The organism is Arsenophonus sp. aPb, from assembly GCF_029873475.1.
Taxonomy (GTDB): Bacteria; Pseudomonadota; Gammaproteobacteria; order Enterobacterales; family Enterobacteriaceae; genus Arsenophonus.
On the sequence record NZ_CP123499.1, the window covers coordinates 1,514,159 to 1,526,441 of the forward strand.

The 12,283-nt window shown below is 36.8% G+C and carries 9 protein-coding genes and 1 pseudogene; 8 read left to right on the top strand and 2 right to left on the bottom strand.

What is annotated here, in order from left to right; all coding sequences use genetic code 11:
* Positions 1–144: 144 nt before the first annotated feature.
* A complete protein-coding gene (locus tag QE177_RS06745; RefSeq protein ID WP_280552109.1) occupies positions 145–726 on the bottom strand; it encodes a hypothetical protein in 582 nt (193 codons plus the stop codon).
* A 340-nt stretch (positions 727–1,066) separates the two neighbouring features.
* Between QE177_RS06745 and zwf the strand changes: the two genes are divergently transcribed.
* The 6 genes from zwf (at position 1,067) to QE177_RS06775 (ending at position 8,845) form a co-directional block, all read left to right on the top strand.
* Entirely contained in the window at positions 1,067–2,542 is a 1,476-nt protein-coding gene (gene zwf, locus QE177_RS06750; RefSeq protein WP_280552110.1) for a glucose-6-phosphate dehydrogenase, read from the top strand.
* A 421-nt stretch (positions 2,543–2,963) separates the two neighbouring features.
* Positions 2,964–3,374 carry a multidrug/spermidine efflux SMR transporter subunit MdtJ gene (mdtJ, locus tag QE177_RS06755; protein ID WP_280552111.1) on the top strand — a complete coding sequence of 137 codons (411 nt, stop codon included), beginning with the start codon at positions 2,964–2,966 and terminating at the stop codon, positions 3,372–3,374.
* A 1-nt stretch (position 3,375) separates the two neighbouring features.
* Positions 3,376–3,708: a multidrug/spermidine efflux SMR transporter subunit MdtI gene (gene mdtI, locus QE177_RS06760; RefSeq protein WP_280552112.1), complete on the top strand. Its 333-nt coding sequence runs from the start codon at positions 3,376–3,378 to the stop codon at positions 3,706–3,708.
* Positions 3,709–4,455: 747 nt separating this feature from the next.
* The gene (locus QE177_RS06765; protein ID WP_280552113.1) at positions 4,456–4,902 is read left to right on the top strand and encodes a hypothetical protein; all 447 of its coding nucleotides are present in this window, start codon (positions 4,456–4,458) and stop codon (positions 4,900–4,902) included.
* 424 nt (positions 4,903–5,326) lie between these two features.
* Complete coding sequence (locus QE177_RS06770; protein WP_280552114.1) at positions 5,327–6,889, top strand: lytic polysaccharide monooxygenase; 1,563 nt, start codon at positions 5,327–5,329, stop codon at positions 6,887–6,889.
* A gap of 309 nt (positions 6,890–7,198) precedes the next feature.
* Positions 7,199–8,845, top strand: coding sequence for a M10 family metallopeptidase C-terminal domain-containing protein (locus tag QE177_RS06775; protein WP_280552115.1), 1,647 nt, complete (start codon positions 7,199–7,201; stop codon positions 8,843–8,845).
* Between the two features lie 164 nt (positions 8,846–9,009).
* Here the strand turns inward: QE177_RS06775 and QE177_RS06780 are convergent, their stop codons facing one another.
* Complete coding sequence (locus tag QE177_RS06780; protein ID WP_280552116.1) at positions 9,010–9,363, bottom strand: RidA family protein; 354 nt, start codon at positions 9,361–9,363, stop codon at positions 9,010–9,012.
* Between the two features lie 173 nt (positions 9,364–9,536).
* On the opposite strand from QE177_RS06780, the pseudogene QE177_RS06785 reads away from it, so the two are divergent.
* Both QE177_RS06785 and tsaB read left to right on the top strand, forming a co-directional pair.
* Positions 9,537–11,449, top strand: a pseudogene (locus tag QE177_RS06785) (ATP-dependent DNA helicase).
* A 110-nt stretch (positions 11,450–11,559) separates the two neighbouring features.
* Entirely contained in the window at positions 11,560–12,255 is a 696-nt protein-coding gene (tsaB, locus tag QE177_RS06790) for a tRNA (adenosine(37)-N6)-threonylcarbamoyltransferase complex dimerization subunit type 1 TsaB (RefSeq protein WP_280552117.1), read from the top strand.
* Positions 12,256–12,283: the final 28 nt, after the last annotated feature.

Consider the following 12,283-nt stretch of genomic DNA (forward strand, 5'->3'; position numbering starts at 1 on the left):
TACACAGAAATGAAATTAATCCCTTTATTAAAGTGTGCTGTTGTATCATTTAAAGGCCTTAGATATAGAGAATATTTTTTTGTAATAAAACGAACAGATTTATAGTTTGTTGATATTGATCTGCTTTACTCAATGTAAATAGCACTAGAGTTTATCAGGATATGTATCATGTAATATATCTTTTACGCGCTTTAAGTTATCTCTAAAATTTTGCCTTCGGCGTAAAATAAAGCCAGTTGCTAACACATCTATTAATGTCAATTGTGCTAGTCGTAATACCATCGGCATGTAAATATTGGTATATGCTGCTGGGGAAGCTAAACCAAAGAAAGCGATCTTTTTTACTTGGGTTAATAAGTCTATAGCACGATTAATTCTTGTGGTATTTAGGTTATCTTTTACAATACCTAATTCAGCGATAGTTGATTCAAAAATTTTTTGCCTATGTGAAATGACAGTATCATCTGGATTAAGCAGACGGCTAACGTAAGATGTTCCATGGAGGAGGCTTTGTGTTAATCGTAATTTAAAATCAGGAAAACCTTTAGTTTCCATTTTACGGCAAAGACGTTTTACAGTAGTTTCGCTCACATTAGCCAATTTAACTAGGGTTGCAATACGGAGGTGGATAGTATTTTTTGGGCTTGCAAGTACTAAATCGGCAACTTTCTTTTCTAATTTTCTAAGATATTCAAAGCTATTATTTATTTGTTCTAATATGTTCATACTGAAAAGCGACCTGTTTTACTAATATTGCAAAAGAGTGAAGTCCTGTTACTTAAGTCAAAATATACTACGCGTTGTTTGGTCAGTAATGAAAAAAAGAAAGTTATTAACTGGATTTTATTAAAAATATGACGGGCGTCTAATTTACTTTGCATTTTAGTTTAATAAATATGAAGAAGTAAAAATTATATATAACTAATCAAATTTGTTGCGAATTATTTTTTGAGCAAAATAAAATATCGTGGTTTTGTTTACCTGATCGAGTCAAAGAGGTACATTTATTTTCTCGATTGAGCTATTACAGCACTATAAAATTGGTGTTTAAGGAGAATCCCCTATCATGGCGATTAATAAAGCTGTCCAGGCATGTAATTTAATTATTTTCGGCGCGAAAGGAGATTTGGCTCGCCGCAAATTATTGCCTTCCCTTTATCAATTGGAAAAAACGGGTTATATCCATCCTGATACACGTATTATAGGGATTGGCCGAGCTGAATGGGATGCTGCTGCCTATATGAAGGAAGTAAGAGAAGCGTTAGAAACTTTTTTAAATGAGAAAATTGAGCCTGGTTTATGGCAAAAATTAAGTGAGCGTCTTGATTTTTTTAATTTAGATGTTCAGGATTTGAACAAATTTAATTCATTAGCTAAATATCTTGAAGGCGATAGCAAACCAGCTATATATTATTTTGCTATGCCTCCAACCACTTTCGGTGCTGTTTGTCATGGTTTAGGCCATGCTGGCCTTAATAAGAAGCCCAATCGGGTTGTTATGGAAAAACCATTAGGTAGTGATCTTGCATCTTCCCAAGAAATAAATAATGAAGTTGCTAAATATTTTAAAGAAAGCCAAATTTATCGTATTGACCACTATTTAGGTAAAGAAACAGTACTCAATTTATTAGCGTTACGTTTTGCCAACTCTTTATTTATTAATAATTGGGATTATCGAGCGATTGATCATGTACAGATCACGGTTGCTGAAGAGGTTGGTATCGAAGGACGTTGGGGTTATTTTGACCAGGCTGGGCAAATGCGTGACATGGTCCAAAATCATTTATTACAGATCCTAACGATGATTGCTATGTCACCACCTGCGGAATTAACTGCAGATCGCATACGAGACGAGAAAGTTAAAGTATTGCGTTCGTTGCGCCGCATTGATTATAGTAATGTGCGTGAAAAAACCGTGCGAGGTCAATATACATCAGGTTCTATTCAAGGCAAAAAAGTGGCCGGCTATCTTGCAGAGGAAGGAGCAAATAAAGCAAGTAAAACGGAAACTTTTGTGGCAATTCGAGTTGATATTGATGATTGGCGTTGGGCTGGCGTGCCATTTTATTTGAGAACAGGTAAACGGTTACCGGCAAAATGTTCTGAAGTGGTGGTTTATTTTAAAAAACCGGCGTTAAATATTTTTTCTGATTCCTATCAGGATCTACCGCAAAATAAATTAACTATTCGGTTACAGCCTGATGAAGGAATTGATATTGAAATTTTAAATAAAGCGCCGGGTCTTGAACATAAACATCATTTACAGACGACAAAATTAGATCTGAGTTTTTCTGAAACATTTAATCAAATCCATTTGGCTGATGCATATGAACGCTTATTACTAGAAGCTATGCGTGGCATTCAAGCACTATTTGTCCGTCGTGATGAGGTAGAAGAAGCTTGGAAATGGGTGGATTCTATTATGGATGCTTGGGCAAAGGATAATGAACCGCCCAAACCCTATCAAGCAGGTACATGGGGACCTGATGCTTCTGATGTAATGATCACCAAAGATGGTCGCTCATGGAATGAGTTTAAATAGTTTTTATCTATTTATAGGGTAATAGCCTGGTTTATTACCCTTGTCTTGGTAGTAATTTTGCATTTTAGCCGGAATTTATTATAATTATTTGAGTAAATACAACGGTTATGATATAAATAGCTTAGTATTTATTCTATCAATAGTGAGGATTCATAGTATATCATACGGATGGCCGTGTGATGCATGAATAAAATATCATGTCTAGCGCCAAAAGCGTCAAAAATCAACGTAGTAGCTATCATCTTTTCTTATCAAATATATCCATTATTTCTAGTGAACATCACTGGTGTGGTGCTTTGTAGCGTCTCCTGTTGCTAATCGTTTTATCGATAATTGGTTTTTAATTTAAATCATCACTTAGTTATTACCACCTTAGGTATTTTATCTATTACTTGATGATTGCCAATAACAGGAGAATATAATGATTTATTGGATATTTTTAGCATTAGCAATTGTCACAGAGGTTATTGGTACTTTATCAATGAAGTATTCCAGCGTCAGCGGTGATATGACTGGTTTATTGGTAATGTATTTTATGATCGCTTCATCTTATATATTACTAGCAATGGCGGTAAAAAAAGTTGCTCTTGGAGTGGCTTACGCTCTCTGGGAGGGTATTGGGGTCATTTTTATAACAGTATTTAGTGTCCTGTTATTTAATGAATCATTGGCGCCAATGAAAATTATTGGATTAGCATTACTTATTGTGGGTATAGCACTAATAAAATCGGGTACTAAAAAAACGAGTTCATTACATTCGATAAAACAGGCAAAAAAAATTACGCCAAAAATGCCGTTAAATAAAATGACTAAAGTTGTTAAGGAGGCATAATATGTTAGCAGACTATCAATGGTGGCATGGTGCCTTTCTGTTTCTGGCTGTTATTCTAGAAATAATGGCTAATATTTTTTTAAAGTTTTCAAATGGATTTAAGCGACTATGGGTAGGTGTCTTATCTTTAATTGCTGTTTTAGGTGCCTTTAGTGCATTAGCTGTAGCGGTAAAGGGGATTGAACTTTCCATTGCTTATGCCCTTTGGGGAGCTTTTGGTGTTGTAGCAACGGTTGCCGCCGGATGGATTTTATTTAATCAAAGGTTAAATTATAAAGGTTGGGGTGGTATTATTTTATTAATCACTGGGATGGTCGTTATCAAACTGGCATAATCTTATTTCACCTGCTAGAACAGAATAGGGTTTAGTGATTGCCAAGAGAGTGAGCTAAGGACTTTTTTTATCGCCGTCTATATATCGACCTTTTTTAATAATGAATAACCCCATCATTGAGTGGTTATTTGTATTAATTAATACTCGATAGGAAAAATTAGTATTAAAATTTATCTGAAGGAAGATAACTGAAGACCAATTATTTACACAGATTTAACAAGTTATTTTCTGCTCTGGCCGATTTTTATTGCTCGTCAAGACTTCAATTATATAGCAATTTAATGAATTTTATTTATTCTCAATTTTTTAATCAAAATATTTTTTCTATACTCTAAATGGATAACAAATCTGAACATTATTTATTGTGCCTATTTAGCAACTATTTTCTTTATTGTTACTATAATTCTTTTTTATATTAATTTCTATTATTTCATATTGTTATAAGGTATATTTTTTATTATATATCATTCCAAATGGTTATCTATTTATTTATATCTCAATATTTATAAAAAATAATATTGTTATTTTATTATAACATTTAGTCTTTCTTTATTTTTTTTATAGATGAGATTGCTATTTTTTTTATTTATATTCCTTAAAAATAAGCAATAATATGTTTTATAACTACTTATTTATAATACAATCAGTGTATGAGTTGAATAATAAAATAGACTAACATAAATGGTTTAAATTATTTTTACTCATGTATGAAATTAGTTATAAATGAATTTTAATAGGACATTACCGATGGAAAAAATATATACACAAGCAAAAGAAAATAGTAATAATAGTTTTAAACACTATAATGTAGGTATGGCAGTCTATGATCATGCTTTAAATATTTGGCAAGGGTTTAACGTAAAAATACATAGGGATGGAAGTGAGAAACCTGGACACGATTTCCTCGCGCAACCCAAAAAAGATAGCGGCCCAATCCAACTTAAGTTATACACCATAGAGGACGGCAAACCTGCCTCTTTCTATTTTTCAATTAGTACACAAGATAATCCAAATGGTAATGACTTAATTACCGGCAGTTATACATCTGCAAAAAATAAAGATACGGGTAAAGTGGAACTTATTGATTTCAAATACGACACCAATAGTGGACTTAAATTGCTTTTAGAACCACTGTTTGAAGGTAGTGATCAAAATCCTAGCTGGGATTTTTTAATGACTATAACTGCGTGCTAAAGCATATAATATCAATAAATAAAAATATTTTCACTCTTATAACAATATTAATTTAATACAACAAATCAGTATGCGCCTAACTTTGTGTGATTGCCATGGGTTGTATGAAAAATATTTTTTTATTATGCTAATAGCAGTCGTCCAGTAGTAAACTAATCACCAGCAAATATTCTATTAGGAAAATAGCATTAATTATCCGAATTAAAATAATTAAGCTATACTATTATTAAATGAAAAAATTATTCTATAAAATAAATAAAATTTCAGGGTGGAATTTTATCATAGATTAATGATTTTTATTGATGTGTATTTTATATGGAATTCTTGAAAACTTTAAAGAAAATATGTTAATGATAATATTTTTGGCAAAAAATTTTATTAATTAATATATAAAACTAATTTAATGTTTTAATAGGAAAAACCTATGAAATTAAAAAAAATTTTTATAATGAGTTTTATATTAGCTGTATCTTCAAGTCTATGGGCTCATGGCTATATAAAATCGCCTGCAAGCCGAGCATATAAATGTGCACAGGGAATAAATAAAGCATGTGGTGATATAAATTATGAACCGCAAAGTGTAGAACAACGCTCCGGATTTCCTGACAAGGATTTCCCAAAGGATGGTAAATTAGCCAGTGGGGGGATTCAAAGATTTGGTAAGCTGGATGAAGCAGGTGCAAACAGATGGCATAAAACTCAAATGCAAGTGGAAGACAATATTTTTTCCTGGCATCTTACAGCTCGACACAGTACAGCTAATTGGCGTTTTTATCTCACTAAGAATGGTTGGGATCCTAATGTACCATTGGCCCGCGCGGCGTTTGATTTAAAACCTTTCTGTTCCCAATATGATGGCGGCGCAATACCGAAAGAAGATGTTAGCATAATTTGTAAAGTGCCTGTTGATCGTATTGGTTATCATATTATTTATGGTGTCTGGCAGATTGCGGATACGAGTAATAGTTTTTATCAAGTGGTAGATGTGATTTTTGCTGATAATGATAAGAAACAACCTACCGAACCTGATAACAAAGAACCGACCGTAACGACAACTAACCAACCGGGAGAACCGGTTATTATGGACACGGCAGTCACCGGAACGAAGCCGCCAACCGAATCGGTGGTTACGCAACCAACCGTAACGGTAACCAACCAACCGGGCGAACCGGTTATTACGGACACGACAGTCACCGGAACGAAGCCGCCAACCGAATCGGTGGTTACGCAACCAACCGTAACGGTAACCAACCAACCGGGCGAACCGGTTGTGGCGGATACGATAGTCAAAGGAACGAAGTCGCCAACTGAACCCGTGGTTACGCAACCGACTGTAACGGCAACTAACCAACCGGGTGAACCGGTTATTACGGACACGGCAGTAACTGGAACGAAGCCGCCAACCGAATCGGTGGTTACGCAACCGACCGTAACGGCAACTAACCAACCGGGAGAACCGGTTATTATGGACACGACAGTCTCAGGAACGAAGCCGCCAACCGAATCGGTGGTTACGCAACCGACCGTAACGGCAACTAACCAACCGGGAGAACCGGTTATTACGGACACGACAGTCACAGGAACGAAGCCGCCAACCGAACCCGTGGTCACGCAACCGACCGTAACGACAGCCAGTCAGCCAATTGAAGTAGCTACCATACTCACAACTAGTTCGAATACAACGTTAAGTACAGGTTCGAATACCACACTGAGTACGGGTTCGAATACAATGTTAAGTACAGGTTCGAATACCACACTGAGTACGGGTTCGAATACAACGTTAAGTACAGGTTCGAATACCACACTGAGTACGGGCTCGAATACAACGTTAAGTACAGGTTCGAATACCACACTGAATACCGGTTCGAATACGTCGTTGAATACCATCGCGAATACAACAGCAACTGTTGCACCGTCTACTGCTACTAATGCTGTTCTTGCTTTAGATGATAATGAAATAGATATCTTGCCTCGTCACTTCATGTGAGGAGGCGAGATTATGGCTTGAAACATACTAATAATGAGTAATGACGTAGAAAAATAGCTACCTTTCATGTGGTGTTCATTGATGATATAGGTAGCTGATTTGCTTAGAGTCGCCATGATAAATTTTTGATGTTGATATGTTACTTTGCGCCTTAAATGTTAACGGCCAAAGCTGTTCATTGTGCCGAATTAATTTTGCCGCCCTTAATGTAACAAATCGAAAAACTCCAGCTAAAATTTGAAAAAATAAAAAAAAGGCATAAATTTAATTAATAATTTGTTTTTTTCAACATTTGTTGAGGAGGTGATAATGGCGGTAATAACCGGGTCGCATATCTATCTTAAAAAAAATGGAACGGTATTAATATCATCATCGTCTCAACCTTTACCACCTTTTCAAGTTTCAGACATATCGCAATGGATAAATAATGCTTTGCGAGAAAATGTACGTGGCAAAGATAAAATCAAAAAATGGAAAGATTCTTATGATATCGATCAAGCCGCACAACAAATAATACGTCAACATGCTACTTGGAATAGTGAGCAGCAGATTGGGCAACCCGCAGCAGTTACTTATTCTTTTAGCCGATGGCATGAGTATTATGATGCTTACTACCAACTAACCGAATATCAGCTGGTGCAGGCAAGAATTGCTCTGGATAGCTGGGCTGATGTTGCCAATATCACTTTTACTGAAGATGCCACGCAAACAACGAATATCAATTTTGGTAATTTTCACAGCATTGGAGGTCAAGCATTTGCTTATTTACCTGATAGCGGGCCACTAGCGGGGCAATGCTGGTTTAATGCTCAACGTCATGAAAATTTGGCACCTTATCCGGGAAGTTACGGTAGATTAGTACTTGTACATGAAATAGGTCATACAATAGGGCTTTCCCACCCGGGTGACTACAATGCAGCATCAATCAATCAGCAAACCCAGACCCTTAGCTGGAATACCGATACCCAAGAAAAGTTTGGTTATGCAAACAACGCGCCATATGAAGAAGATAGCCGTCAATTTAGTGTGATGAGTTATTGGCCAGAAGTCAATACCAATGGTTTTTTTAATGGTTCTTACGCTTCAGCGCCGCTTATGGATGATATTGCTGCAGCTCAAGCGCTGTATGGTGCGAATATGCGTACACGAACCGGCGATGATGTCTATGGTTTTAATTCTACTACCAATAAAGATTGGTACACAATTAGCGACCCACGTATCGGTTGTATTTTCTCGGTATGGGACGCAGGTGGTAATGATACATTGGATTTTTCTGGTTACTCTCATCAACAACTTATTAATTTAAATTCGGGTTCATTTTCAAATGTGGGTGGATGGATAAAGAATGTCTCAATCGCAAAAAACACAGTTATTGAAAACGCGCTCGGCGGTTATGGGCAAGACACTATAATTGGTAATAGTGCCGATAATAAAATTAAAGGTGGTGCTGGCGAAGATATTATTTATGGCGGTTTAGGGCAAGACATACTTTGGGGTAGAGATGAAACAATAAGACAGATGATAGCAACAAATAATCGTTCTGCCAATCCGTCTTCGTTTTACAGTTATTATACTAATAATGCAGAAAATAGCGACCAGCAAACCCATTCCTCACCATTAAGAACTGCCCCAGAAGAAAGAAATACTTTTGTTTATCTGTCGTTTGAAGATTCAACCTTAAGTGCACCTGATAGGATCATGGATTTTCAAACAGGAGAAGATAAAATTGACCTGTCTTCTCTAAATAAAAATTTGTATGATAACTCTAATGGCCAAAGTTCCCTTACTTTTGTTAATGAATTTAACGGCCAGCCAGGCCAAATAAAAATCACTTATGATCCAGTGAGTCAATGGAGTAGAGTCCTGATGACTGTAAATAATGATGATATAGCTGATTTCGCTATTGATGTTTATGGTTATATTAATCCTCTCACCGACTTTATCTTACATCAATAGAGCGCCTATTTGTGATAGGCGAAAGAGTCGGTTATTAGCAACTTGCTGGCTCTGTTTTTTATCAACATAACTCAGATAAAGTTATTTCAATATTTAACAATATGTTAATTTATATTTGTCAAGCAATAGAGCCAGCTGGCAGGCTCTATTAAAGGCCTTTAAGATTATTGATCCGCGATTGCAGCAACAATTTTGATCTCTATTTTATATTTAGGATTCATTAAAATAGCTTGCACTGTACAGCGAACAGGCGCTCTACCCGGTACAACCCAGCTATCCCACACTTGGTTCATGCCTGCCAAATCAGTTTTATCGGCCAGAAAGATAGTAGCATCAAGGATCTTACTTTTATTTGAACCGACGCGGGTTAAAATGTTATCAATTGCCTGCAAAGCACTGGTGGTTTGTTGAATAATATCACCCTCAAGATTTTCAGGAACACTGGTGTAATAGAGGGTATTGTGAAATAGGGTAGCTTCTGACCAGCGATTTTCTGGATCAATATATTGAATAGACATCATTATTCCTGATTTTTTAAACATAAAGTCATTGCTATATTGTCTACTAAAATCTATTTTTTGTCATGGTAATGCGTTTATTTATTTAATAATGAATAATGCAAAGTTGGCTTTTTATTACCACTAACCAGCATGAGTAAAATATTTTCGCTAATTTAAATAATGAGACTAAAGTGTTAGACGATTTTTCTATTAAAGGCCCACTGTTTGATGCCATTCCTGGGTTTCGACCACGAGATGCGCAAATTGAAATGGCTCGCGCCATTACAACGGCAATTCAATCTCAACAGACGCTTGTGGTTGAAGCGGGTACAGGAACGGGTAAAACTTATGCCTATTTAGTACCGGCCTTACGTTCTAATAAAAAAGTCGTGATCTCAACTGGCTCAAAAACTTTGCAGGATCAACTTTATTATCGTGATTTACCGATTATTAAAGCCGCCTTGGACTATTCAGGCCATGTCGCTTTATTAAAAGGGCGTGCTAATTATTTGTGTTTGGAGCGGCTTGAACAGCAATCATTAGCGGGAGAACAACTTATTGCTGAAATGATTGCAGAGATTGTTCGCCTACGTAGTTGGGCAATAGAAACGGAGGATGGTGATATCAGTCATTGTCATCAGGTTGCAGAGGACAGCGCTGTTTGGCCATTAGTAACCAGCACTAATGATAATTGCATTGGTAGCCATTGCCCTATTATCAGCGTTGTTTTGTGCTTAAGGCACGTAAAAAAGCGTTAGAAGCTGATGTGGTGGTGGTTAATCACCATCTATTTATGGCGGATAAGGTCGTAAAAGATACTGGATTTGGCGAGTTAATTCCGTCGGCGGAGGTAATTATTTTTGATGAAGCGCATCAGATCCCTGATATTGCCAGTCAATATTTTGGCCAACAGCTTAGTAGCCGCCAATTATTTGAACTTGCTCGTGATATTATCCTCGTTTACCGAACCGAAATTCGTGATCAGATACAATTACAAAAGTGCGCTGATAGTATTAACCAGGCTACTTTAGATTTTCGATTAACATTAGGTGAAAATGGATTTAGGGGTGATTTACAACAATTACTTAATCAACAGTCGGCTAGTAGTGTGTTGCAGCGTCTTGAGGATGCGCTGGAATTTAGCTACGAGGTGATAAAACTATCGCTGGGTCGTTCTGTCACGTTAGATGCTATTTTTGATCGAACCACAACTTATCGTAATCGTTTAAATCGGTTAAAAGAGACAACTATCCCCGGTTTTAGTTATTGGTTTGAAAGTTTTGGTCGCCATTTTTTATTAGCATTAACACCCTTAACGGTGGCGGATAAATTTCATAATATGATAACGACGGAAAAAGGGAGTTGGATCTTTACTTCTGCTACGCTAGCAGTCAGTAATAAACTAAGTTATTTTAGCCAACGTTTAGGATTAGAAAAAGCCAATAGTTTAATCTTACCGAGTCCATTTGACTATCAACGCCAAACATTACTTTGTGTGCCGCGTTATTTGCCAGATATTAATCAAGCTGACTTTGCTGAGCAATTAGTTGTTATGCTAAAACCAGTTATTGAGCATAATCAAGGACGTTGTTTCTTTTTATGTACGTCACTTCACATGATGCGTGAATTAACAGCCATGTTTCGCGAATGTTTGAACTTACCTGTTTTGATGCAGGGAGAAACCAGTAAAGCACGACTGTTGTCCCAATTTACCGCAGCAGGTAATGCATTGTTGATAGCAACCAACAGTTTTTGGCAAGGGGTTGATGTTAAGGGTGATGCTCTCTCTTGTGTCATTATTGATAGATTGCCTTTCACGTCGCCAGATGAGCCATTATTGCGTGCGCGTATGCAAGATTGCCAACTACATGGCGGCAATGCGTTTTATGATGTTCAATTACCTGATGCGGTGCTTAATTTAAAGCAAGGGATTGGCCGACTGGTTCGTGATGTCAATGATTCTGGAGTGATTATTATTTGTGATAAAAGATTAGTTTCGCGACCTTACGGTGAAGTTTTTTTGAATAGTTTACCATCATCGCCTAGAACGCGTAGTTTGCAAGCGGTAATTAACTTTTTAGCAAAAGCGCCATCAACGAATTAATTAAATAGTGCCATTAGCATATAGCTTTTTTCTTGCTAAAACCATTTTATTCAACAAAATATGTTAGTATTAGCAATTATTTAGTCATGAAAATAGCCAGGATCTAAAGTATGGCAACCCATATATTAGCGATTGATACGGCCACTGAAGCGTGTTCAGTCGCACTGTGGCACGATGGTGAAATTTTTACTCAATTTGCCGTTTCACCGCGGGAACACACCAGAAAAATATTGCCAATGGTAGAACAGTGTCTTATTGATGCACAATTGGAATTACAACATATCGATGTTTTAGCTTTTGGCCGTGGTCCAGGTAGTTTTACCGGTGTTCGGATTGCTGTAGGTATTGCTCAGGGTTTGGCCTTTGGGGCTGATTTGCCTATGGTAGGTATTTCTTCTTTATTAACTATGGCGCAAGGCGCTTATCGTCAATCAGGGGCAAAAAAAGTATTGGTAGCGATAGATGCAAGAATGGGAGAAATTTATTCTGCTTGCTATGAACTTAAACCAGATGGTGATTGGCAAGGCGAAGAGACGGAGGCGGTACTGAAACCAGAACAGTTTTTAGCCAAAATAAATAGCTTAAGTGGGCAGTGGGCTATTGCCGGGACAGGTTGGTCAGCCTATCCTATATTAAGAATGACAAATTTAAATTTATTGGACAGTGGTATTTGTTTACCTGATGCGCAAGATATGTTGCTTTTAGCCTTACAAGCGTGGCAAAAAGGTAAAACAGTTCAGGTTGAAGAAGCCCAGCCGGTTTATTTACGTAATGAAGTTAGTTGGAAAAAGTTACCCGGTCGTTGATACTTGTTTTAAATTATTATGCCGTTTT